The sequence below is a fragment of the Pseudomonas sp. NBRC 111127 genome (genome assembly GCF_001320345.1).
GTDB lineage: Bacteria > Pseudomonadota > Gammaproteobacteria > Pseudomonadales > Pseudomonadaceae > Aquipseudomonas > Aquipseudomonas juntendi.
In genome coordinates, this window is record NZ_BCBD01000085.1 from 1 (window position 1) to 23,385 (window position 23,385).

Genomic DNA, 23,385 nt, shown 5'->3' on the forward strand with positions numbered 1-23,385 from the left:
AGGAGCTGGCCCAGGTGCTGGAGGTGCTGCCGCGCGACGACCTGTTCCAGACGCCGATCGACGAGCTGTTCACCACGGTCATGGCGATCGTGCAGATCCAGGAGCGCAACAAGATCCGCGTGTTCCTGCGCAAGGACCCGTACGGCCGCTTCTGCTACTGCCTGGCCTACGTGCCGCGGGAAATCTACTCCACCGAAGTGCGGCAGAAGATCCAGCAGGTATTGATGGAGCGCCTGAAGGCCAGCGACTGCGAGTTCTGGACGTTCTTCTCCGAGTCGGTGCTGGCCCGCGTGCAGTTGATTCTGCGGGTCGACCCGAAAAACCGCATCGACATCGACCCGCAGCAGCTGGAGCGCGAAGTGGTGCAGGCCTGCCGCTCGTGGCGCGACGACTATTCTGCGCTGGTCGTGGAGAACTTCGGCGAAGCCCAGGGCACCAACATCCTGGCCGACTTCCCCACCGGCTTCCCGGCGGGCTACCGCGAGCGTTTCGCCGCCCACTCGGCGGTGGTCGACCTGCAGCACGTGCTCAACCTGTCGGAAAGCAAGCCCCTGGCGATGAGCTTCTACCAGCCGTTGACCCAGGTCGGCGAGCGCATCCTGCACTGCAAGCTGTACCACGTGGACACGCCGCTGGCGCTGTCCGATGTGTTGCCGATTCTGGAAAACCTCGGCCTGCGCGTACTCGGCGAGTTCCCGTACCGGCTGCGCCATGCCAGTGGCCGTGAGTACTGGATCCACGACTTCGCCTTCACCTACAGCGAAGGCCTTAGCCTGGATATCCAGCAGCTCAATGACACCCTGCAGGACGCGTTCATCCATATCGTGCGCGGCGATGCCGAGAACGATGCCTTCAACCGCCTGGTGCTGACCGCCGGCCTGCCTTGGCGCGACGTGGCACTGCTGCGTGCCTACGCCCGTTACCTCAAGCAGATCCGCCTGGGCTTCGACCTTGGCTACATCGCCAGCACCCTGAACAACCACACCGACATCGCCCGTGAGTTGACCCGGCTGTTCAAGACCCGCTTCTACCTGGCGCGCAAGCTGACCCAGGACGACCTGGACGACAAGCAGCAGCGCCTGGAACAGGCCATTCTGACCGCGCTGGACGAGGTGCAGGTACTCAACGAAGACCGCATCCTGCGCCGCTACCTGGACCTGATCAAGGCCACCCTGCGCACCAACTTCTACCAACCGGACGCCAACGGCCAGAACAAGTCGTATTTCAGCTTCAAGTTCAACCCGCGGCTGATTCCCGAGCTGCCCAAGCCGGTGCCCAAGTTCGAGATATTCGTCTATTCGCCGCGGGTCGAGGGCGTGCACCTGCGCTTTGGCAACGTGGCCCGTGGTGGCTTGCGCTGGTCCGACCGCGAAGAAGACTTCCGCACCGAAGTGCTCGGCCTGGTCAAGGCCCAGCAGGTGAAGAACTCGGTGATCGTGCCGGTGGGTGCCAAGGGCGGCTTCCTGCCGCGGCGCCTGCCGCTGGGCGGCAGCCGTGACGAGATCGCGGCCGAAGGCGTGGCGTGCTACCGCATCTTCATTTCCGGCTTGCTCGACATCACCGACAACCTCAAGGATGGCGGCGTGGTGCCGCCGGCCAACGTGGTGCGCCACGACGATGACGACCCGTACCTGGTGGTGGCGGCCGACAAGGGCACCGCGACCTTCTCCGACATCGCCAACGGCATTGCCATCGACTACGGCTTCTGGCTGGGCGACGCCTTCGCCTCGGGCGGTTCGGCCGGCTACGACCACAAGAAAATGGGCATTACCGCGCGCGGCGCCTGGGTCGGCGTGCAGCGGCACTTCCGTGAGCGCGGCATCAACGTGCAGGAAGACCCGATCACCGTCATCGGTGTGGGGGACATGGCCGGCGACGTATTCGGCAACGGCCTGCTGATGTCCGACAAACTGCAATTGGTGGCCGCGTTCAACCACCTGCACATCTTCATCGACCCCAACCCCGAGCCGGCTTCCAGCTTCGCCGAACGCAAGCGCCTGTTCGACCTGCCGCGCTCGGCCTGGACCGACTACGACACCAGCATCATGTCCGAAGGCGGTGGCATCTTCCCGCGCAGCGCCAAGAGCATTGCCATCAGCCCGCAGATGAAGGAACGCTTCGCCATCGAAGCCGACCGCCTGACCCCGACCGAGTTGCTGAACGCGTTGCTCAAGGCCCCGGTTGATCTGCTGTGGAATGGCGGGATCGGCACCTACGTCAAGGCCAGCAGCGAAAGCCACGCCGACGTCGGCGACAAGGCCAACGACGCGCTGCGGGTCAACGGCAACGAGCTGCGCTGCAAGGTGGTGGGCGAGGGTGGCAACCTGGGCATGACCCAGCTTGGCCGGGTCGAGTTCGGCCTGCACGGCGGGGCGACCAACACCGACTTCATCGACAACGCCGGCGGCGTGGACTGCTCTGACCACGAGGTCAATATCAAGATCCTGCTCAATGAAGTGGTGCAGGGTGGCGACATGACCGAGAAGCAGCGTAACCAGCTGCTCGGCAGCATGACCGATGAAGTCGCCAGCCTGGTGCTGGGCAACAACTACAAGCAGACCCAGGCGCTGTCGCTGGCCGCCCGCCGCGCCCGCGAACGCATTGCCGAGTACAAGCGCCTGATGGCTGACCTGGAGGCGCGGGGCAAACTGGACCGTGCCATCGAGTTCCTGCCGTCCGAGGAGCAACTGGCCGAACGCCTGGCCGCCGGCCATGGCCTGACCCGTGCCGAGCTGTCGGTGCTGATCTCGTACAGCAAGATCGACCTCAAGGAGCAGTTGCTGAAGTCGCAGGTGCCCGACGACGACTACCTGACCCGCGACATGGAAACCGCCTTCCCGCCGTCGCTGGTCAGCAAGTTCGCCGAATCCATGCGCCGCCACCGCCTGAAGCGTGAAATCGTCAGCACCCAGATCGCCAACGACCTGGTCAACAATATGGGCATCACCTTCGTCCAGCGCCTGAAGGAGTCGACTGGCATGAGCCCAGCCAACGTGGCCGGGGCCTACGTGATCGTGCGCGACATCTTCCACCTGCCGCACTGGTTCCGCCAGATCGAGGCCCTCGACTACCAGGTGCCGGCGGAGGTCCAGCTGAGCTTGATGGATGAGCTGATGCGCCTGGGCCGCCGCGCGACCCGCTGGTTCCTGCGCAGCCGCCGCAACGAGCAGGACGCCGGGCGCGACACCGCGCACTTCGGGCCGAAAATCGCGCAGCTCGGGCTCAAGCTGGATGAGTTGCTCGAAGGCCCGACCCGCGAACGCTGGATGGTGCGCTACCAGGGCTTCGTCGAGGCTGGCGTGCCGGAACTGCTGGCGCGCATGGTGGCCGGTACCAGCCACCTGTACACGTTGCTGCCGATCATCGAAGCGGCTGACGTTACCGGGCATGAGCCGGCGCAGGTGGCCAAGGCGTTCTTCGCCGTGGGCAGCGCGCTGGACCTGACCTGGTACCTGCAGGAAATCAGCAACCTGCCGGTGGAAAACAACTGGCAGGCGCTGGCCCGCGAGGCCTTCCGTGACGACATCGACTTGCAGCAGCGGGCGATCACCATTTCGGTCCTGCAAATGGCCGACGGGCCGCAAGACATGGACGCCCGTGTGGCGCTGTGGGCCGAGCAGCACCGGGTGATGGTAGAGCGCTGGCGCGCGATGCTCGATGACCTTCGCAATGCCAGCGGCAACGACTATGCGATGTATGCGGTGGCCAACCGCGAGCTGGTCGACCTGGCCATGAGCGGGCAGGCCGCGGTGGTGCCTTCTTAAGCTGCAAGCTGCAAGCTACAAGCTACAAGCTACAAGCTACAAGCTGCAAGCGGACCTCACTGGTTTTGCTTGCAGCTTCTGGCTTTAGCACCGTTTAGATCGTGTACACAGCCCCCGCTTTTTCTTGAAGCTTGAAGCTTGAAGCTTTCCTACTTGAACCGCCGCTCCACGCCTTTCTCCACCAGGATCTTCGCCGAAATCTCTTCCACCGAAAAATGCGTGGAATTGATGTTGGGAATGTTCTCCCGGCGGAACAAACTCTCCACCTCGCGCACCTCGAACTCGCACTGGGCAAAGCTTGAGTAACGACTGTTGGGCTTGCGCTCGTGGCGGATGGCCGTGAGGCGGTCAGGGTCGATGGTCAGGCCGAACAGCTTGTTGTGGTGCTTTTTCAGCACTGCCGGCAACTGCAGGCGTTCCATGTCGTCTTCGGTCAGGGGGTAGTTGGCGGCCCTGATGCCAAACTGCATGGCCATGTACAGGCAGGTTGGGGTCTTGCCGCAGCGCGACACACCCACCAGGATCAGGTCGGCCTTGTCGTAGTAGTGCGTGCGCGCGCCGTCGTCGTTGTCCAGGGCGAAGTTCACCGCCTCGATGCGTTCCATGTAGTTGGAATTGCCGCCGATCGAATGGGACTTACCCACGGAATACGACGAATGGGCGGTCAATTCCTGCTCAAGAGGGGATAAAAACGACGAAAAGATGTCGATCATGAAGCCATTCGACGTGGCCAGGATCTCACGTATGTCCTGGTTGACGATGGTGTCGAAGATGATCGGGCGCACCCCGTCACGCTCGGCCGCGGCATTGATCTGCTGGACCATGGTCCGCGCCTTGTCGGGCGAATCGATGTACGGCCGGGTGAATTTGTTGAACGGGATGCTCTCGAATTGCGCGAGCAGACTCTGGCCCAGGGTTTCGGCTGTGATACCGGTGCCATCGGAGATGAAGAACGCGGTTCGTTTCATTTGCGACCTGGGCCTTAAGCTGATGAAGATTCTTGGATATGATAAGTTCGGTTTGCCGAATGCGGCTGTCGACATTCTGCCACATTTGCAAAGCCTATTTTCCAGGTACAGGCCACAAACGCCCGGCCAAGTCATAGCGGACAGGCGGGCGCCCTTTGAGCTTTTCCAACACAGTTAGTGGAGAGATCACCTTGGTAGAGTACGTAGTTTCCCTCGATAAGCTCGGCGTCCATGATGTGGAGCATGTGGGGGGCAAGAACGCATCCCTGGGCGAGATGATCAGCAACCTTGCCGGTGCTGGTGTATCGGTGCCGGGCGGCTTTGCCACTACGGCGCAGGCGTACCGCGATTTTCTCGAGCAGAGTGGCCTCAACGACCGAATCCATGCGGCGCTCGACGCCCTCGACGTGGATGACATCAACGCCCTGACCAAGACCGGCGCGCAGATCCGCCAGTGGGTCATGGAAGCCGACTTCCCGGCGCGTCTGGATTCGGAAATCCGTACGGCGTTTGCCGAAATGGCCGCTGGCAACGACAACATGGCCGTTGCCGTGCGCTCCTCTGCCACTGCTGAAGACTTGCCGGACGCCTCGTTCGCCGGCCAGCAGGAAACGTTCCTCAACATCCGCGGCGTGGACAACGTGATCCGCGCGGCCAAGGAAGTGTTCGCTTCGCTGTTCAACGACCGTGCCATTGCCTACCGCGTGCACCAGGGCTTCGATCACAAACTGGTCGCCCTGTCTGCCGGTGTGCAGCGCATGGTTCGTTCCGAAACCGGCACCGCCGGTGTCATGTTCACCCTCGATACCGAATCGGGCTTCCGCGACGTGGTGTTCATCACCGGCGCCTATGGCCTGGGTGAAACCGTGGTACAGGGTGCGGTCAACCCTGACGAATTCTACGTGCACAAGAACACCCTGCTGGCTGGCCGCCCGGCTATCCTGCGCCGCAACCTGGGCAGCAAGGCGATCAAGATGGTCTATGGCGACGAAGCCAAGGCCGGCCGTTCGGTGAAAACCGTGGAAGTCGACCGCGCCGAACGTGCGCGCTTCTGCCTGAGCGACGCCGAGGTCAGCGAACTGGCCAAGCAGGCAATGATCATCGAGCAGCACTACCAGCGCCCGATGGACATCGAATGGGCCAAGGACGGTGACGACGGCAAGCTGTACATTGTCCAGGCCCGCCCTGAAACCGTGAAAAGCCGCTCCAGCGCCAATGTCATGGAGCGCTACCTGCTGAAAGAAAAGGGCACGGTACTGGTCGAAGGCCGTGCCATCGGCCAGCGCATCGGCGCCGGCAAGGTCCGCGTGATCCACGATGTATCGGAAATGGACAAGGTGCAGCCAGGCGACGTGCTGGTTTCCGACATGACCGACCCGGACTGGGAACCGGTGATGAAGCGCGCCAGCGCCATTGTCACCAACCGCGGCGGCCGTACCTGCCACGCGGCGATCATTGCCCGTGAGCTGGGTATTCCGGCCGTGGTCGGTTGCGGCAACGCCACCCAGGTGCTCAAAGACGGCCAGGGCGTCACGGTTTCCTGCGCCGAAGGCGACACCGGCTTCATCTTCGAGGGTGAACTGGGCTTTGACGTCAAGCAGAACTCGGTCGATGCCATGCCCGAGCTGCCGTTCAAGATCATGATGAACGTCGGCAACCCGGACCGGGCCTTCGATTTTGCCCAGTTGCCCAACGCAGGCGTGGGCCTGGCGCGCCTGGAATTCATCATCAACCGCATGATCGGCGTGCACCCCAAGGCACTGCTGAACTACGCAGGCCTGCCTGCCGACCTCAAAGACAGTGTCGACAAGCGCATTGCCGGCTACAACGACCCGGTCGGCTTCTACGTCGAGAAACTGGTCGAGGGCATCAGCACCCTGGCCGCGGCCTTCTACCCGAAAAAGGTCATCGTGCGCCTGTCGGACTTCAAGTCCAACGAGTACGCCAACCTGATCGGCGGCAAGCTGTACGAGCCGGAAGAAGAGAACCCGATGCTGGGCTTCCGCGGTGCCTCGCGCTACATCAGCGAGTCGTTCCGTGACTGCTTCGAACTCGAGTGCCGCGCGCTCAAGCGCGTGCGCAACGAGATGGGCCTGACCAACGTTGAAATCATGGTGCCCTTCGTGCGTACCCTGGGCGAGGCCAGCCAGGTCGTCGACCTGCTGGCCGAAAACGGCCTGGCCCGTGGCGACAACGGCCTGCGCGTGATCATGATGTGCGAGCTGCCGTCCAACGCCATTCTCGCCGAGGAATTCCTGGAGTACTTCGACGGCTTCTCGATCGGCTCCAACGACCTGACCCAGCTTACCCTGGGCCTGGACCGTGACTCGGGCATCATTGCCCACCTGTTCGACGAGCGTAACCCGGCCGTGAAGAAGCTGCTGGCCAACGCCATTGCCGCGTGCAACAAGGCTGGCAAGTACATCGGCATCTGCGGCCAGGGCCCTTCGGACCACCCGGACCTGGCCAAGTGGCTGATGGAGCAGGGCATCGAAAGCGTGTCGCTGAACCCCGACTCGGTACTCGAAACCTGGTTCTTCCTCGCCGAAGGCCAGGGCGCAGCCTGACGCAATAAAACGCGGGGGGGCGTCTGGCGTGCCCCCGCCTGGTTTTTTCCAGGGCGAGTTCCAGCAATGGATCCCGCCCTTTTTTGTGCACCAAGCAACCTTATGCAAAGCAGTAGCCGTTTATTTCCCGTGGCCTTGCTCAGTGCCGAGCGCCGCGGCGACCTCAGTGAAGACGTGTACCGGATCAAGGCCGGCAACAGCCCTGATCCCAGTGTGGAATTGGCCGTTACCCGCCTGGGGCTGGCAGACCAGGAGCACGCCCAGGGCGTGCCGGTGATTCTGCTGCATGGCAGTTTTTCCAACCGGCGTTTCTGGTATTCGCCCAAGGGCATCGGCCTGGGGGCCTATCTGGCACGTGCCGGTTTCGACGTATGGATCCCGGAAATGCGTGGTCACGGCCTGTCGCCACGCAATGCAGCCTGGCGACACAACAGCGTAGCCGGCTATGCCCGTGACGACCTGCCAACCATCAACGCCTTCGTGCGCGAAAAAGCCGGCCAGGCGCCGCACTGGGTAGGCCACTCACTGGGTGGAACAACCTTGGTGGCAGCCTTGGGTGGCGGTTTTCTGACCGCCGACCAGGTCGCGAGCGTGGCCCTGTTCGGCACACAGGTCAGCCGTGTGTACTGGCCGTTGAAAGTCCCGCCAGTGGCCTGGGGCGCGAAGTGGCTGCTCAAGCGCTGGGGGCAGATTTCCGGGCCGCGCTTCAAGCGTGGGCCAGAGGACGAACCCCTGGGGCTGGCCCTGGAAAGCCTGCGCTGGCATGGCTTGTTCGGGCGTTTTGGCGACAAGAAGCAGGATTGGTGGGCAGGGCTGGCCGAGGTTGATGTGCCGCTGTTGGCAGTGGCCGGCGCCGGCGACCTCCAGGACCCGGTGTGGGCCTGCCGCAAGCTGTTCGAGCAGGTGGGGGGCGAGCACAAGCAGTTCCTGCGGCTGGGGCGTGAAGAAGGTTTTGAAGCCTTCGGGCATGTCGACATGCTGGTGAGCAAGGCTGCGCAGGTGCAGGTGTGGCCGCTGGTAGAGCGCTGGCTGCGTAACCCGCTGTTGCCGGTGCATGCGTCCACAGTGGTTGCAGAGCCTGTGCCGGTCAGCTGAGTTTGCGTCGCCTGTGCTGGCCTCTTCGCGGGCGCGCCCGCTCCTACAGGGACCTCACCGCATTCAGCCCTGTGTCACCCTGTGGGAGCGGGCGTGCCCGCGAAGAGGCCAGCACAGGCAATACACAACTGACTGCTTGGTCCCGGATGACTGCAATGGGCTCTACGGTGTAGCCTTGGCCGATACCCGCTTTCGTTGTGACTGACAGGAGCTTCCCATGCAGCATTACGTAACGCCCGACCTGTGTGACGCCTACCCGGACCTGGTTCAGGTGCTGGAACCGATGTTCAGCAACTTCGGTGGCCGTGATTCGTTTGGCGGCCAGATCGTCACCATCAAGTGCTTCGAGGACAACTCGCTGGTCAAGGAGCAGGTCGAACTCGACGGCAAAGGCAAGGTGCTGGTAGTCGATGGCGGTGGGTCGCTGCGTCGCGCATTGCTGGGGGACATGCTTGCCGAAAAGGCTGCCAGGAACGGCTGGGAAGGCTTGTTGATCTACGGCTGCGTACGCGACGTCGATGTGTTGATCCAGACCGACGTCGGCGTGCAGGCGCTGGCCAGCCACCCAATGAAGACCGACAAGCGCGGCATCGGCGACCTCAACGTGGCAGTGACTTTCGCCGGCGTGACGTTCCGCCCGGGCGAGTATGTGTACGCCGACAACAATGGCGTGCTGGTGTCGCCAAGCCCGCTGAAAATGCCGGAGTGATGCGCCGCACGCGCTGATGGAGCTTTGATGTTCGAGGAAGACAACGCGCAGTGGGGGCTGGTGCACGCCCTGGTGCTCGATGGCAAAGGCGGCGCGCGCCCGATTGCCCGTACCGAACTGGCCGACCTGCAATTGCAGCCCCAGCAGAGCCTGTGGCTGCACTGGGACCGCAGCCACCCGCAAACCCGTACCTGGTTGCTGAATGAAAGCGGCCTCAGCGAGTTCGCCTGCGAATTGCTGCTGGAGGAAAACACCCGCCCGCGCTTGCTGCCCATGGCCGATGAACAGCTGCTGCTGTTCTTGCGTGGGGTCAACCTGAACCCGGGCGCCGAGCCGGAAGACATGGTCTCGGTGCGCATTTTCGCCGAAGCGCAGCGGGTCATCTCGCTGCGCTTGCGGCCCCTGCGCGCCAGCGACGAGGTGCTCCAGCTACTGGAACAGGGCAGGGGGCCCACATCCGCATCCGAACTGCTGTTGCTGATGGGGGAACTGCTGACCGAAAAGGTGCAGGGCCTGGTCAGTGACCTCGCCGAACTGGTCGACCTGGAAGAAGAAAAGGTCGAATCCGACGAGCGGTATACCCCCGAACAGGGCAGCCTGCAGCAGATCCGTCGGCGGGCCGCCGGGTTGCGCCGGTTCCTGGCCCCGCAACGGGAAATCTATGCCCAGTTGTCACGCAGCAAGTGGGGCTGGTTCGCCTATGCCGATGCCGATTACTGGAACGAGCTGAACAACAGCCTGATCCGCTACCTGGAGGAGCTGGAGCTGACCCGCGAGCGCGCCGCGCTGGTGCTGGAGAGCGAAGACCGGCGCCGTAGCGAGCGGATGAACCGCACCATGTACCGCTTTGGCATCATCACCTGCATCTTTCTGCCGATGAGCTTCATCACCGGGCTGCTGGGCATCAATGTCGGTGGCATTCCGGGGGCGCAAAACCCCTACGGCTTCCTGTTCGCCTGCATTGTGGTGCTGGGGCTGGCGGTGGGGCAGTGGTGGTTGTTCCGCCGGTTGCGGTGGGTATGACGCGTGGGTGGGCTGCAGGCGAACATCACACCATTCGAAACATTCGTGCCAATCGGATGTGTGACCCATCGCCGGGCCATCTCGTCTCTAGCTGACACTGCGCGAGGTGCACATGCACGATCCGTTTGAAGAATCCCTGCGCGACCTGCTCAAGGCGTCACCCTCCGGCAACGACCGGGACGACCGGGATGACGCTGCCTGCTTGGGCCGCGTGCTGAAAACCGCCAACCGCCAGGTCGGTGCGGGTGATCTGTTCAGCTTGCTTGGCCGCTGGAGCCAGGCGCTGCTGATCGCCGTGAACAATGGCTCGGCGCATGTCGCGCCGGTGCGTCGACACACTTCCCGCAACGCTGCCACTGGCAGCAAAGCAGATAAGGCCGATTGAATATGGAACTCGATCTCTGGACCCAGAGCCTGGTCACCGCGATGACCGCCCTTTGGACCAAAGTGGCGAACTTCATCCCTAACCTGTTCGGCGCACTGGTCGTGGTGCTGCTCGGTTTCGTGGTAGCCAAGCTGCTCGATACACTGCTGTCCAAACTGCTGGCCAAATTCGGCCTGGACCGCCTTATGGCCGGTACCGGCCTGACCAAAATGCTGGGCCGGGTCGGCATACAGGTGCCCATTTCCACCCTGATCGGCAAGATCGTCTACTGGTTCGTACTGCTCATCTTCCTGGTTTCCGCCGCTGAATCGCTGGGCCTGGAGCGGGTTTCAGCGACCCTCGACATGCTTGCCCTGTACTTGCCGAAGGTGTTCGGCGGGGCCCTGGTATTGCTGGCCGGCGTGCTGCTGGCACAGGTGGCCAATGGCCTGGTGCGCGGTGCTGCAGAAGGCATTGGCCTGGAGTATTCGGCAGGCCTGGGGCGTATCGCGCAAGGGCTGGTCATCATCATCAGCATTTCGGTGGCCATCAGCCAGCTGGAAGTGAAAACCGACCTGCTCAACCATGTGATCGTCATCGGCCTGATTACCGTTGGTCTGGCGGTTGCCCTAGCCATGGGCCTGGGCAGCCGCGAAATTGCCGGGCAGATTCTGGCCGGCATTTATGTTCGCGAGTTGTACCAGGTAGGCCAGCAGGTGCGGATTGGAGAGGTCGAAGGGCTCATCGAGGAAATCGGCACGGTGAAAACCACCCTGCTGACCGATGAGGGGGAGCTGGTGTCGTTGTCCAACCGCGAGCTGCTGGAACAGCGAGTCAATAGCCGCTAACCGCGTGAAAGCTGTTAATGTATGCCGCCGCGAAATTCGACCCACGGGGTCGCGCGGCGACATTGACCTGACTGTCGGCCAGATCCGTTTTGAATAAAGTTCCTACGCCGCCCATGCGTTATGACCCTCGCGAGCTCACCGATGAAGAGTTGGTGGCGCGTTCGCATGAGGAGCTGTACCACGTCACCCGCGCCTATGAGGAGCTCATGCGGCGCTACCAGCGGACCCTGTTCAACGTTTGTGCACGTTATTTAGGGAACGACCGTGACGCGGACGATGTCTGTCAGGAAGTGATGCTGAAGGTGCTGTACGGCCTGAAGAACTTCGAGGGTAAATCCAAGTTCAAGACCTGGCTCTACAGCATCACCTACAACGAGTGCATTACCCAGTACCGCAAGGAGCGCCGCAAACGCCGGTTGATGGATGCCCTGAGCCTGGACCCTGTTGAAGAGGCGTCCGAGGACAAGGCACCGAAGCCGGAAGAAAAAGGCGGGCTGGACAAGTGGCTGGTGCATGTGAACCCGATCGACCGCGAGATCCTGGTGCTGCGTTTTGTCGCAGAGCTGGAGTTCCAGGAGATCGCCGACATCATGCACATGGGCCTGAGCGCGACGAAGATGCGATACAAGCGTGCGCTAGACAAGCTTCGTGAGAAATTTGCGGGCCTCGATGAAACTTAGTCGTCTGCAAATATCTCTAACGAATCGGCGAGTTCTGCTAGACTTGCCGTCGAGTTGTCCCCCTTGTTTATGGTGGGACTGCTTAACTATCACCAGATGGGGATTTAACGGATGAAATTGAAAAACACCTTGGGCTTGGCCATTGGTTCGCTCGTAGCCGCCACCTCGATTGGCGCTATGGCACAAGGTCAAGGCGCCGTCGAGACTGAAATCTTCTACAAGAAAGAATTCTTCGACAGCCAGCGCGACTTCAAGAACGACGGCAACCTGTTCGGCGGCTCGATCGGTTACTTCCTGACCGACGACGTTGAACTGCGTCTGGGCTACGACGAAGTGCACAACGCTCGTGGCGATGACGGCAAGAACATCAAGGGCTCGAACACCGCCCTGGACGCCGTTTACCACTTCAACAACCCGTACGACGCTATCCGTCCGTACGTTTCCGCTGGTTTCTCGCACCAGTCGCTGGGCCAGACCGGCCGTGGCGGTCGTGACCACTCCACCTTCGCCAACGTTGGCGCCGGTGCCAAGTGGTACATCACCGACATGTTCTACGCCCGTGCTGGCGTTGAAGCCCAGTACAACATCGACCAGGGCGACACCGAGTGGGCCCCAAGCGTTGGTGTTGGTCTGAACTTCGGCGGTAGCCCGAAGCAAACCGCAGCCCCTGCTCCAGCACCTGTTGCTGAAGTTTGCTCCGACTCCGACAACGACGGCGTGTGCGACAACGTCGACAAGTGCCCAGACACCCCGGCCAACGTTACCGTTGACGCCGACGGCTGCCCGGCTGTTGCCGAAGTCGTTCGTGTTGAGCTGGACGTGAAGTTCGACTTCGACAAGTCGGTCGTCAAGCCAAACAGCTACGGCGACATCAAGAACCTGGCTGACTTCATGAAGCAGTACCCACAAACCACCACCGTGGTTGAAGGTCACACTGACTCCGTGGGTCCAGACGCTTACAACCAGAAGCTGTCCGAGCGTCGTGCCAACGCTGTCAAGCAAGTCCTGACCCAGCAGTACGGCGTAGAATCCAGCCGTGTTGACTCGGTTGGCTACGGCGAAACCCGTCCGGTTGCTGACAACGCCACCGAAGAAGGCCGTGCTATCAACCGTCGCGTTGAAGCTCAGGTAGAAGCCCAGGCCAAGTAATTGGTTTGATGCTTCACGAAAAACCCGGCCTCGGCCGGGTTTTTCTTTGGCTGGGTTTTACCGGCCGGCGGGCCGTGGCTGTCAGCCGGTAGCGGCCACCCACTGCTGAGCCACCTGCGCCCCAACCACCTCGCCAATCACCAGGATCGCCGGGCTACGCAAGGCGAACCCACGCGCATCCTCGACCATCCCCTGCACATCGCTCCTGCACTCGCGTTGCTCGGGCAGCGAGGCATTCTCGATCATGGCCACCGGCATGCCGGGTGCCATCCCCCCGTCCAGCAACCCCTGGCGGACCTGCTCCAGCCGGGCCACGCCCATGTACACCACCAACGTGGTGCCAGCCTGGGCCAATGCTGCCCAGTTCAGTGCGCTGTCATCCTGCGTATGCGCGGTCACCAGCGTTACCCCGCGGCTAACGCCCCGCGAGGTCAGGGAAATACCGCACTGCGTAGCGCCTGCCAGGCCTGCGGTGATGCCGTTGACAATTTCCACCTCGATACCATGTCCCTGCAGCCACAGGGCCTCCTCGCCGCCGCGGCCGAAAATGCAAGGGTCGCCGCCCTTGAGCCGCACCACACAGCGCCCTTGGCGGGCGTGGCGCAACATCAGGCGCTGGATGAACGCCTGCGGCGTCGAGCGGCAGCCGCCACGCTTGCCCACTGCAATAACCCGCGCCTGCGGGCAATGCGCCAGCACTGCCGGGTTGACCAGGTCGTCGATCATCACCACTGCCGCTTCCTGCAAGGCGCGTACAGCCTTGAGGGTGAGCAGTTCCGGGTCACCCGGGCCGGCGCCAACCAGCCACACTTTTGCATTCATTCGTGTTTCCTCATTGGCAAGGTGCATTCAGCCCTTGAGCAGGGTGAGCAGCAATATCAGGTTGATCAGTAACGACAGCACGGCCAGGGTGCGCCAGACTTTCAGTGGCTCGCGCTCCAGCAATGGCCGCGGGCGGCCGGGCAGTTCCTGGCGGTCGCCCCGTTCGAGCAGCAGCAACCAGTGTTCGGCGGTTTCGAAGCGCTGCGCCGGGTCGGCGGCCACGGCCTGCTGCAGGTTGTGCTGCAGCCACTCCGGCAGGTCGGGCCGGTAGCGCGCCGGGTTGACCGGTTGGCCGAAGCGCGGCCGCTGAAAGGCTTCCACTTCCCCATACGGGTAGTGCCCGGTCAGCAGGTGATACAGCGTCACGCCTGCGGCATACAGGTCCTGGCGGGGGCTGGGCGGCTGGCCGTCGAAGGCTTCAGGGGCGATGTAGGACGGGGTGCCGGGCAAGGCATGTTGCGGGTCTTCGCAGAGCCCGGGGCAGTACGCCAGGCCGAAGTCCAGCAGGCGCAACTGGCCATCGCAGCCCAGGTGCAGGTTGTCGGGCTTGATGTCGCGGTGCAGCAGGTTGCGCCGGTGCAGCACCCCTACCGCCTGTAGCAACTGCCGGGCGAGCTCCAGCCACTGGGCCAACGGCAGTGGGCCATTTTCGGCCAGCAGTGCGGCCAGGCTCTGGCCCGGGTATTCGCGCATCACGTAGTACAACTGCTGGCGCTGGCTGCAGGCGTGCAGCTCGGGAAAGTGCCGGCCGGCGACCCTGCGCATGAACCATTCTTCGAGCAGCAGGCCCTGCGCCGCACCAGGCTCCTGCCGCCGCTCGGGCGGCAAGGTCTTGAGCAGCCACGCCTGGCCTTGGCCATCGCGCACCCGGTACAACAATGATTGACGGCTGTGTGCGCGCAGTTGTTCGACCTGCCAGCCATCGATCGACTGGCCTGCCCGTAACGGCTCGGGCACGGGCCAGTGCTGCAGTTGGGCCAAGGTGTCGCCAAGGTTCGCCGTGCCCGGTTGTTCGACCTGCACCAGCATGGCGCTGGCGTTATCCTGGCTACCGTTGAGGTGGGCGCTGGCAACCAACGTGTCCACGGCCAGCTGCAGGTCGGGTTGCTCGCGCAGCACCGCCTGGATGTGCTGGTCGCCCAGGCTGGCCCACACACCGTCGCTGACCAGCAGATAACATTCACCCGGCTGCAATTCGCCTTCCAGGTAATCCACCAGCAGATGCTGGTCCAGGCCCAGCGCGCGTTTGAGTACATGCTGCATGCCGGGCTGGTCCCAGACATGGTCTTCGCTCAGGCACTGCAGCTGGCCGGCGTGCCAGCGATACACCCGGCAGTCGCCTACGTGGGCCAGGGTGAAGCGCCGCCCGCGCAGCACCAGTGCGCTGAGGGTGGTCAGCAACGGCTGGCCATTCCCTTGGGCGCGCAGCCAGCGGTTCTGTGCCAGCAGCAGACGGTCGAGGGCCTGGGCCACGCCCCAGGTGGCCGGCGTGGCGTAGTAGTCCAGGGCCAGCGCCTGCAGGCTGGCCCGCGCGGCAAGGCCGCCGTCGGCACATTGGCTGACCCCGTCGGCCAGGGCGAACAGGTAGCCTTTGCTGGCGGCCAGTTCGGGCGCCGGGGTAACCAGGCGCAAGGCATCCTGGTTTTCCGCGCGCGGCCCGGTGGCGCTGGCCTGGGCAAAGCTCAGTTGCAGGCTCATGGGTGTGCCTCAGACCCGTGCAGCGGTCACGGCCGCCGAGCCCCAGGTGGTGCGCCAGCGTTGTTTCACGCCGTGCAGGCCGAACCAGGCCAGCAGGCCCAGGCTTGCGAACAGCCACAACCCCAGTTGGTAGTCGCCAGTGTGCTGCTTGATGGTGCCCAGCCCCGCCGCCAGCAGGAAGCCACCCATACCACCGGCCATGCCGATCAGCCCGGTCATCACGCCGATTTCCTGGCGGAAGCGTTGCGGCACCAGTTGGAACACTGCGCCATTGCCGGCACCCAGGCCGAGCATGGCGCTGACGAACAGGGCCAGGGCGGCGGCCGCGGAGGGCAGGTTGAAGCCGACGGCAGCAATGCAGACGGCCGCTACGCTGTACATGCCCAGCAGCGTGCGGATGCCGCCAAAGCGGTCGGCCAGGGCGCCACCGAGCGGGCGCATCAGGCTGCCGGCGAACACGCAGGCCGCCGTGTAGTAGCCGGCGGTGACCGGGCTCAGGCCGTACTGATCGCTGAAGTAGCCGGGCAGGGCGCTGGCCAGGCCGATGAAACCACCGAACGTGACGCTGTAGAAGAACATGAACCACCAGCTGTCGCGGTCGCCCAGTGCCTTGAGGTAGTCGGCCATGGCTTTGGGCTTGGGCCGTTGTGGGGCGTTACGTGCCAGCAAGGCGAAGACCACCAGCGCCAGCGACAGTGGCAGCAGTGCAAAGCCGAAGACATTGTTCCAGCCAAAGCCGGCTGCCAGTGCCGGGGCGAGCAGGGCCGCGAACACCGTGCCCGAGTTGCCAGCCCCGGCGATGCCCATGGCCTTGCCTTGATGCTGTGGCGGGTACCACTGCGAAGCCAGTGGCAGCGACACGGCGAACGAGGCGCCGGCAAAACCGAGGAACACGCCCAGCAGCAGTGCCTGTTCATAGCTGTGCACGCCCAGGCGCCAGGCAGCGGCCAGCGCGACGATGACCACTACCTGGCCGATCAGCCCGGCGGTCTTGGGCGACAGGCGGTCCACCAGCACGCCCATGGCAAAGCGCAGGATGGCCCCGGCCAGGATCGGCACCGCCACCATCAAGCCCCGCTGTTGTGCGCTCAATTGCAGGTCGGCGGCAATCTGCACCGCCAGCGGGCCCAGCAGGTACCAGACCATGAAGCTGAGGTCGAAATACAGGAACGCGGCGAACAGCGTGGGCACATGCCCGGATTTCCAGAAGCTGGTACTCATCGAACACCTCACTCGGTCATGCAACGGAACGAAAAAGACGCCGCCACCCGCTCCACGGCTGTGGAGGGGCGAGCGACGTCTTTGTCGGAATTTAAGTGGGGCAACCGCCGTTGGTTACCGGTGCGTTTTGTTCAGCAAGAGATGGGCCAACTGTGCCTGGGCAGGGTGGCCAGGTAGTGCACCGGCCCCCTCAGCCGAGCATCTCGTGCATGGCGATGATCTGCTCGGCCACCTGGATCAGCTTCTGTTGGCGGCTCATGGCCTGGCGGCGCATCAGGGTGTAGGCCTGTTCTTCGTTGCAGTCTTTCATTTTCATCAGCAGGCCCTTGGCTTGCTCGATACGCTTGCGTTCGGCCAGTTGCTGGTCGCGCGCCAGCAACTGGGCGCGCAGGGCCTGGTCGCTTTCGAAGCGAGCCATGGCCACGTCCAGAATCGGCTGCAACCGCGCCGCATGGATACCTTCCACGATATAGGCACTGACCCCTGCCTGGATCGCCTGGCGCATCACCCCGGGGTCGTGTTCGTCAGTGAACAGCACGATCGGTCGGGGTTGGTCACGGCTGACCAGCACCACATGCTCCATCACATCGCGGTCCGGTGAATCGGTATCGATCAGCACCACGTCCGGGCGCACCGTTTCGACGCAGGCGGGCAGGTCGATGGTCAGGCCTGGGGCTTCGGTGACCTCGAAGCCGGCCTCGGTCAACGCGGCCTTGAGGCGGCCTAGTTTGCTCTGGGTGTCGTCGATCAGCAGGATGCGCAGCATGGTCGTCCCCCTTACCTGCCAACCTGGGCGTCGGGCAGCTCGCCCAACGCATGCAGGCTGAAGCTACGGGCATAGCCGTAGGGGTCGCTGCCGTCCCAGCGGCTACCGTCTATCAGCAGGCTGCTGCGCATGGGGTGCGTCGGGCATGCCACGCCCAGGCTCTGGGCGGCCTCGGTGTACAGCGCCAGGTGCTGGACCTGGCCCGCGACCTGGAGGTAATCCGGGTCTTCGCGCAGCAGGCCCCAGCGGCGAAACTGGGTCATGAACCACATTCCGTCGGACAGGTAAGGGAAGTTGGCTCGGCCCTGGTCGAACAGGCGCAGGGCGTGCGGGTCTTGCCAGTGGTTGCCCAGGCCGTCGTGATAGTGGCCTAGCAGGCGTGGCTCGATGCTGGCCAGCGCGGTGTCCAGGTAGGCGCTGCCACTGAGCAGTTGCGCGGCGCTGCGGCGGTTGTCCGGGTTTTGCTCGATGAACCGGCTGGCAGCGAGGATCGCCTTGATCAATGCGCGCGCGCTGTTGGGGTATTGTTCGGCGAAGGCCCGGGCACAGGCCAGGACCTTTTCCGGGTGGTCGGGCCAGATCGACTGGCTGGTGGCCAGGGTAAAGCCCTGGCCTTTGGCTACCGCGTCGGCGGCCCACGGCTCGCCGACGCAGAAGCCGTCGATGCGCCCGGCCTGGATGTGTGCGGCCATCTGCGCAGGCGGTACGACTACGCTGTCGACGTCACGCAATGGGTGGATGCCCTGGCTGGCCAGCCAGTAATACAGCCACATGGCGTGGGTGCCCGTGGGGAAGGTCTGGGCAAAGGTCAGCCGTGGGCCATGTTGGTGCACCAGCCGCGCCAGTGCTTCAGGGTTGGTCACGCCTTTGCGTTGCAGGGTTGGGGACAGGTTGATGGCCTGGGCGTTCTGGTTCAGCCCCATGAGCACGGCCATGTCGCTGCCCGGCACGCCACCGATACCCAGGTGCACGGCGTAGACCAGCCCATACAGGCAGTGCGCGGCGTCCAGTTCGCCACTGACCAGTTTGTCCCGCAGGCCGGCCCACGAGCCCTGGCGCTTGAGGTTGAGGGTCAGGCCGTGCTGCTGGGCGAAGCCCTGGGTGGCGGCGACCACGACCGAGGCGCAGTCGGTGAGGGCCATGAAACCGATGTTGAGGCTGGGTTTCTCCGGCGCGTCGCTGCCGTTGACCCAGGCCAGGGGCGTTGCTCGGGGTGCAGTGTTCACAAGGTTCCTCGCCCATACTGATAAGGCTGTGGGCAGTTGGGGTGCAACCGATGTGCCATTTACGCGACCACCTCGCCCCATGGCCCACGATGTGCTGTCATGCCGGCGCCGCGCTGGCTATAATCGCCCCCTCACTCACCCTGAGCCTTGCCCGCCCATGTATACCCTGGCCCGCCAGCTGCTGTTCAAGCTTTCCCCGGAAACTTCCCACGACCTGTCCCTGGACCTGATCGGTGCCGGTGGCCGTCTTGGCCTAAACGGCATGCTGTGCAAGCAACCGGCGGCGTTGCCGGTTTCGGTCATGGGCTTGAACTTCGCCAACCCGGTCGGCCTGGCCGCCGGCCTGGACAAGAATGGCGCGGCCATCGACGGCTTTGCCCAGTTGGGCTTCGGCTTCGTCGAAATCGGCACCGTCACGCCGCGCCCGCAGCCGGGCAACCCCAAGCCTCGGCTGTTCCGCCTGCCGCAAGCCACCGCCATCATCAACCGCATGGGCTTCAACAACCTGGGTGTCGATCACCTGCTTGGCCGTGTTCGTGCGTCGCGTTACAGCGGTGTGCTGGGCATCAACATCGGCAAGAACTTCGACACCCCGGTCGAGCGCGCGGTCGACGACTACCTGATCTGCCTGGACAAGGTGTACACCGCTGCCAGCTATATCACGGTCAACGTCAGTTCGCCGAACACCCCGGGCCTGCGCAGCCTGCAGTTCGGCGATTCGCTCAAGCAACTGCTCGATGCCCTGGCCGAGCGCCGTGAGCAGCTGGCTGCTGCACATGGCAAGCGAGTGCCGCTGGCGATCAAGATCGCCCCGGACATGAGCGACGAAGAAACCGCCCTGGTGGCGGCTGCATTGATGGAGTCGGGCATGGCTGCGGTGATTGCCACCAACACCACGCTGGGCCGTGAGGGTGTCGAAGCGCTGCCGTATGGGGGCGAGGCAGGTGGCCTGTCAGGCGCGCCGGTGCTGCAGAAGAGCACCCATATCGTCAAGGTGCTGGCGGGTGAGCTGGGTGGCAAGTTGCCGATCATTGCCGCCGGTGGCATCACCGAAGGGCGCCACGCTGCCGAGAAGATCGCTGCCGGGGCGAGCCTGGTGCAGATCTATTCGGGCTTCATTTACAAGGGGCCGGCACTGATTCGCGAAGCGGTGGATGCGATCGCGGCGATGCCGCGCTAGTTTGGCGCTTTGCCAGCCCATTAAAAAGGGCCCCTTGAAGGGGCCCCTGGGCCTACGCCCGCCGCCCGATTGGGGCGTGCATGTAAATCGAATTCAGTGTCCTCGATCAGCCTACGGCGTGATTTTCGTTGAGTCTATGGATGCCAGCGGTGCCAGTCATTCCGTCCCAGTTATCGCCGCGACCTTCACGCCAGCCGTTGATCCAGGCTTGGCGAACAGAAGGAAGATTGAACGGGCAAAGTTCGCGGGATTTGCCGGTGACCCCGTATTGGTAGCCACGTGAATATGCTCTTTCCAACGGATCACGCTTAAGTCTTCTCATAGGGTGTTGCCCTCACTTGTTGACTGTAATGTCCCGTCGGCCTCTCCGAGGCCGGGCAGAGTCTTTCTGCCGGTTTGCGCTCGCTGCCGGCGTCGCGAGCTGAATGTGCCGCCTCGTTGCGAAGCGGCCTGAGACCAGTTCTATCGAATGCGAGTCACGGTGTGAATGATCGATTTGTCATAAGGACGTAACGTTTGTGAGGGTGTGGGGATAAGTAAAGAAATGCGACTCAACCTTGTTTAGCGTTGAGCCCGCTACGATCGGGGTTTGCCGATCATTGACGTCATTTTGCCAGCGTCACTCAAGGAACAGAGAAATAATTTGAAATGCGACGAAGGGTCACACAGGGCTCTACGTCGCCAGAATTTTTCGTACTGCCTGATGATCTAAGCTGTCTTTGCCACCCGGCAAAGCGCAGATCTGTCAGGTGGCCCGGCCCGCTGCGGCACACGTTGTGCCCAACCGGCCACCTGCACGCCTGCTGGAAAGGCGTGCGGGCAAACATCGCGGGGCGATGCGTCGCCTCGTCAGTCAATAGCCCAAGGCTCTGGAATATTCATGTCGGACCGTTTCGAACTCTACCTCACCTGCCCCAAAGGCCTTGAAGGCCTGCTTGCCGAAGAGGCCAAAGGCCTTGGCCTGGACGAAGTGCGTGAGCACACCTCGGCCATCCGCGGCGCCGCCGACATGGAAACCGCCTACCGCCTGTGCATCTGGTCGCGTCTGGCCAACCGTGTGCTGCTGGTGCTCAAGCGTTTTTCCATGAAGAACGCCGACGACCTGTATGACGGCGTGCACGCCGTCGACTGGGCGGACCACCTGGCGGCCGATGGCACCCTGGCGGTCGAGTTCAGCGGCCATGGCTCGGGCATCGACAACACCCATTTCGGTGCGTTGAAGGTCAAGGATGCTATCGTCGACAAGCTGCGCAACCGCGAAGGCCTGCGCCCGTCGGTGGAAAAGATCGATCCTGACGTTCGCGTGCACCTGCGCCTGGAGCGCGGCGAGGCGATCCTGTCCCTCGACCTGTCCGGGCACAGCCTGCACCAGCGTGGCTATCGTCTGCAGCAGGGCGCCGCGCCGCTCAAGGAAAACCTGGCGGCCGCTGTGCTGATCCGCTCCGGCTGGCCGCGTATTGCCGCGCAAGGTGGCGCGCTGGCCGACCCGATGTGCGGTGTAGGTACGTTTCTGGTAGAGGCCGCCATGATTGCTGCCGACATCGCGCCCAACCTCAAGCGTGAACGCTGGGGTTTCAGCGCCTGGCTCGGCCATGTGCCGGCGCTCTGGCGCAAGGTGCATGAAGAAGCGCAGGCACGGGCCCAGGCTGGCCTGGCCAAACCCCCGCTGTGGATCCGTGGCTACGAGGCCGACCCGCGGCTGATTCAGCCGGGCCGTAACAACGTGGAGCGCGCAGGCCTGGGTGACTGGGTGAAAATCTACCAGGGCGAGGTCAGCACCTTCGAGCCGCGCCCGGACCAGAACCAGAAAGGCCTGGTCATCAGCAACCCGCCCTACGGTGAGCGCCTGGGCGACGAAGCCAGCCTGCTGTACCTCTACCAGAACCTGGGTGAGCGTCTGCGCCAGGCGTGCATGGGTTGGGAGGCTGCGGTATTCACCGGGGCGCCGCAACTGGGCAAGCGCATGGGCATTCGCAGCCACAAGCAGTACGCGTTCTGGAACGGCGCGTTGCCGTGCAAGCTGCTGTTGTTCAAGGTGCAGCCTGACCAGTTCGTCACCGGTGAGCGCCGCGACGCACCGGCCGACACCCGTGAGGTCGGCCAGCAGGTGCCCGTCACCAGCGAGCCGGCACGCCTGTCGGAAGGGGCACAGATGTTTGCCAACCGCCTGCAGAAAAACCTCAGGCAACTGGGCAAATGGGCCCGACGCGAGCAGGTCGACTGCTATCGCCTGTACGATGCCGACATGCCTGAGTATGCCCTGGCAGTCGATCTGTACCACGACTGGGTACACGTGCAGGAATATGCCGCACCACGCTCGGTGGACCCGGACAAGGCCCAGGCGCGCCTGCTCGATGCCCTGGCGGCCATTCCGCAGGCATTGGGCATTGCCCCGCAGCGCGTGGTGCTCAAGCGCCGCGAGCGGCAAAGCGGTACCCGCCAGTACGAGCGTCAGGCTACCGAGGGCCGTTTCCAGGAAGTCAACGAAGGCGGCGTGAAGTTGTTGGTCAACCTCACCGATTACCTCGACACCGGCCTGTTCCTCGACCATCGCCCGATGCGCATGCGTATTCAGCGCGAAGCAGCCGGCAAGCGCTTCCTCAACCTGTTCTGCTACACCGCCACGGCCACCGTGCACGCGGCCAAGGGTGGGGCGCGCAGCACCACCAGCGTCGACCTGTCGAAAACCTACCTGGACTGGGCGCGGCGCAACCTGGCGCTCAATGGTTATTCCGAGCGCAATCGCCTGGAGCAGAGCGATGTCATGGCCTGGCTTGAAGGCAACCGTGACAGCTACGACCTGATCTTCATCGACCCGCCAACCTTCTCCAACTCCAAGCGGATGGAAGGTGTGTTCGACGTGCAGCGTGACCATGTGCAGTTGCTGGACTTGGCCATGGCCCGCCTGGCGCCCGGTGGCGTGCTGTATTTCTCCAACAACTTCCGTAAGTTCCAGCTGGACGAACACCTGATGGCGCGCTACGCCGTGGAGGAAATAACGGCCCAGACCCTGGACCCGGATTTCGCCCGCAACAACCGCATCCACCGCGCCTGGCGCTTGCAGCTGCGCTGAGCCGACGGGGTACATTGCGCGGGTAGTGGCCAATAGCTATAACTTGGTTCATGGCTGGATAATCCGCAGGACGCTGACGTGACGAGACGGGTGTATGTCAAAGTGTGGCGTGCTTGCGCGGGTGCCTGGCCTGCGCGCAGAGGCGATGTCCGCCTGGGTGATGGCCTTGATTGCGCTGCTGGCCGGCGGCCTGCTGACGGCCGCCCTGGCCCTGGCCACGCAGTCGTTGTAC

18 protein-coding genes are annotated in these 23,385 nt (G+C 63.5%); 11 read left to right on the forward strand and 7 right to left on the reverse strand.

Annotated features, from left to right (window positions below):
• The coding region (locus APH30_RS16225; RefSeq protein ID WP_054913128.1) for an NAD-glutamate dehydrogenase at positions 1-3,764 on the forward strand (3,764 nt) is incomplete at its 5' end.
• Positions 3,765-3,913: 149 nt separating this feature from the next.
• On the opposite strand, the gene APH30_RS16230 is transcribed toward APH30_RS16225, so the two are convergent.
• Complete coding sequence (locus APH30_RS16230) at positions 3,914-4,732, reverse strand: pyruvate, water dikinase regulatory protein (protein WP_012271263.1); 819 nt, start codon at positions 4,730-4,732, stop codon at positions 3,914-3,916.
• A gap of 191 nt (positions 4,733-4,923) precedes the next feature.
• Here APH30_RS16230 and ppsA point away from each other — a divergent pair, with 191 nt between their 5' ends.
• From ppsA to APH30_RS16270, 8 genes are all read left to right on the forward strand, one after another.
• Positions 4,924-7,299 carry a phosphoenolpyruvate synthase gene (gene ppsA, locus APH30_RS16235; protein ID WP_054913129.1) on the forward strand — a complete coding sequence of 792 codons (2,376 nt, stop codon included), beginning with the start codon at positions 4,924-4,926 and terminating at the stop codon, positions 7,297-7,299.
• Positions 7,300-7,401: 102 nt separating this feature from the next.
• A complete protein-coding gene (locus APH30_RS16240; RefSeq protein WP_256222049.1) occupies positions 7,402-8,394 on the forward strand; it encodes an alpha/beta fold hydrolase in 993 nt (330 codons plus the stop codon).
• Positions 8,395-8,611: 217 nt separating this feature from the next.
• Positions 8,612-9,103, forward strand: a complete 492-nt coding sequence (gene rraA / locus APH30_RS16245) for a ribonuclease E activity regulator RraA (RefSeq protein WP_009684023.1) — start codon at positions 8,612-8,614, stop codon at positions 9,101-9,103.
• 27 nt (positions 9,104-9,130) lie between these two features.
• Complete coding sequence (locus APH30_RS16250) at positions 9,131-10,126, forward strand: zinc transporter ZntB (RefSeq protein ID WP_054913131.1); 996 nt, start codon at positions 9,131-9,133, stop codon at positions 10,124-10,126.
• 112 nt (positions 10,127-10,238) lie between these two features.
• On the forward strand, positions 10,239-10,511 hold the full coding sequence (locus APH30_RS16255) for a hypothetical protein (RefSeq protein ID WP_009684021.1): 273 nt from the start codon (positions 10,239-10,241) through the stop codon (positions 10,509-10,511).
• A 2-nt stretch (positions 10,512-10,513) separates the two neighbouring features.
• Positions 10,514-11,338: a mechanosensitive ion channel domain-containing protein gene (locus tag APH30_RS16260; RefSeq protein ID WP_029888071.1), complete on the forward strand. Its 825-nt coding sequence runs from the start codon at positions 10,514-10,516 to the stop codon at positions 11,336-11,338.
• A 113-nt stretch (positions 11,339-11,451) separates the two neighbouring features.
• Positions 11,452-12,018 carry an RNA polymerase sigma factor SigX gene (gene sigX, locus APH30_RS16265; RefSeq protein WP_003248665.1) on the forward strand — a complete coding sequence of 189 codons (567 nt, stop codon included), beginning with the start codon at positions 11,452-11,454 and terminating at the stop codon, positions 12,016-12,018.
• 111 nt (positions 12,019-12,129) lie between these two features.
• The gene (locus APH30_RS16270) at positions 12,130-13,167 is read left to right on the forward strand and encodes an OmpA family protein (protein WP_009684019.1); all 1,038 of its coding nucleotides are present in this window, start codon (positions 12,130-12,132) and stop codon (positions 13,165-13,167) included.
• A gap of 81 nt (positions 13,168-13,248) precedes the next feature.
• On the opposite strand, the gene cobA is transcribed toward APH30_RS16270, so the two are convergent.
• The 5 genes from cobA to APH30_RS16295 form a co-directional block, all read right to left on the reverse strand.
• Entirely contained in the window at positions 13,249-13,989 is a 741-nt protein-coding gene (cobA, locus tag APH30_RS16275) for a uroporphyrinogen-III C-methyltransferase (RefSeq protein WP_054913132.1), read from the reverse strand.
• A gap of 27 nt (positions 13,990-14,016) precedes the next feature.
• A complete protein-coding gene (locus tag APH30_RS16280) occupies positions 14,017-15,687 on the reverse strand; it encodes a bifunctional protein-serine/threonine kinase/phosphatase (RefSeq protein ID WP_054913133.1) in 1,671 nt (556 codons plus the stop codon).
• A gap of 9 nt (positions 15,688-15,696) precedes the next feature.
• Positions 15,697-16,908 carry a NarK/NasA family nitrate transporter gene (locus APH30_RS16285; RefSeq protein ID WP_029887899.1) on the reverse strand — a complete coding sequence of 404 codons (1,212 nt, stop codon included), beginning with the start codon at positions 16,906-16,908 and terminating at the stop codon, positions 15,697-15,699.
• A gap of 190 nt (positions 16,909-17,098) precedes the next feature.
• On the reverse strand, positions 17,099-17,674 hold the full coding sequence (locus APH30_RS16290) for an ANTAR domain-containing response regulator (RefSeq protein ID WP_054913134.1): 576 nt from the start codon (positions 17,672-17,674) through the stop codon (positions 17,099-17,101).
• 11 nt (positions 17,675-17,685) lie between these two features.
• Positions 17,686-18,900: a CmpA/NrtA family ABC transporter substrate-binding protein gene (locus APH30_RS16295; protein ID WP_054913135.1), complete on the reverse strand. Its 1,215-nt coding sequence runs from the start codon at positions 18,898-18,900 to the stop codon at positions 17,686-17,688.
• Between the two features lie 157 nt (positions 18,901-19,057).
• Here APH30_RS16295 and APH30_RS16300 point away from each other — a divergent pair, with 157 nt between their 5' ends.
• Positions 19,058-20,080, forward strand: a complete 1,023-nt coding sequence (locus APH30_RS16300; RefSeq protein WP_054913136.1) for a quinone-dependent dihydroorotate dehydrogenase — start codon at positions 19,058-19,060, stop codon at positions 20,078-20,080.
• A 106-nt stretch (positions 20,081-20,186) separates the two neighbouring features.
• On the opposite strand, the gene rmf is transcribed toward APH30_RS16300, so the two are convergent.
• Positions 20,187-20,402, reverse strand: a complete 216-nt coding sequence (rmf, locus tag APH30_RS28045) for a ribosome modulation factor (RefSeq protein ID WP_003248687.1) — start codon at positions 20,400-20,402, stop codon at positions 20,187-20,189.
• Positions 20,403-20,960: 558 nt separating this feature from the next.
• On the opposite strand from rmf, the gene rlmKL reads away from it, so the two are divergent.
• Positions 20,961-23,153, forward strand: a complete 2,193-nt coding sequence (gene rlmKL, locus APH30_RS16305; RefSeq protein ID WP_054913137.1) for a bifunctional 23S rRNA (guanine(2069)-N(7))-methyltransferase RlmK/23S rRNA (guanine(2445)-N(2))-methyltransferase RlmL — start codon at positions 20,961-20,963, stop codon at positions 23,151-23,153.
• Positions 23,154-23,385 lie beyond the last annotated feature (232 nt).

Bases quoted from the DNA above. Each gene is read 5' to 3' on its own strand.
- APH30_RS16255 (WP_009684021.1), top strand. From the start codon at position 10,239: ATGCACGATCCGTTTGAAGAATCCCTGCGCGACCTGCTCAAGGCGTCA.
- APH30_RS16240 (WP_256222049.1), top strand. From the start codon at position 7,402: ATGCAAAGCAGTAGCCGTTTATTTCCCGTGGCCTTGCTCAGTGCCGAG.
- APH30_RS16300 (WP_054913136.1), top strand. From the start codon at position 19,058: ATGTATACCCTGGCCCGCCAGCTGCTGTTCAAGCTTTCCCCGGAAACT.
- APH30_RS16285 (WP_029887899.1), bottom strand. From the start codon at position 16,908: ATGAGTACCAGCTTCTGGAAATCCGGGCATGTGCCCACGCTGTTCGCC.
- rlmKL (WP_054913137.1), top strand. From the start codon at position 20,961: ATGTCGGACCGTTTCGAACTCTACCTCACCTGCCCCAAAGGCCTTGAA.
- rmf (WP_003248687.1), bottom strand. From the start codon at position 20,402: ATGAGAAGACTTAAGCGTGATCCGTTGGAAAGAGCATATTCACGTGGC.
- cobA (WP_054913132.1), bottom strand. From the start codon at position 13,989: ATGAATGCAAAAGTGTGGCTGGTTGGCGCCGGCCCGGGTGACCCGGAA.
- APH30_RS16270 (WP_009684019.1), top strand. From the start codon at position 12,130: ATGAAATTGAAAAACACCTTGGGCTTGGCCATTGGTTCGCTCGTAGCC.
- rraA (WP_009684023.1), top strand. From the start codon at position 8,612: ATGCAGCATTACGTAACGCCCGACCTGTGTGACGCCTACCCGGACCTG.
- APH30_RS16290 (WP_054913134.1), bottom strand. From the start codon at position 17,674: ATGCTGCGCATCCTGCTGATCGACGACACCCAGAGCAAACTAGGCCGC.
- sigX (WP_003248665.1), top strand. From the start codon at position 11,452: ATGCGTTATGACCCTCGCGAGCTCACCGATGAAGAGTTGGTGGCGCGT.
- APH30_RS16260 (WP_029888071.1), top strand. From the start codon at position 10,514: ATGGAACTCGATCTCTGGACCCAGAGCCTGGTCACCGCGATGACCGCC.
- APH30_RS16250 (WP_054913131.1), top strand. From the start codon at position 9,131: ATGTTCGAGGAAGACAACGCGCAGTGGGGGCTGGTGCACGCCCTGGTG.
- APH30_RS16280 (WP_054913133.1), bottom strand. From the start codon at position 15,687: ATGAGCCTGCAACTGAGCTTTGCCCAGGCCAGCGCCACCGGGCCGCGC.
- APH30_RS16230 (WP_012271263.1), bottom strand. From the start codon at position 4,732: ATGAAACGAACCGCGTTCTTCATCTCCGATGGCACCGGTATCACAGCC.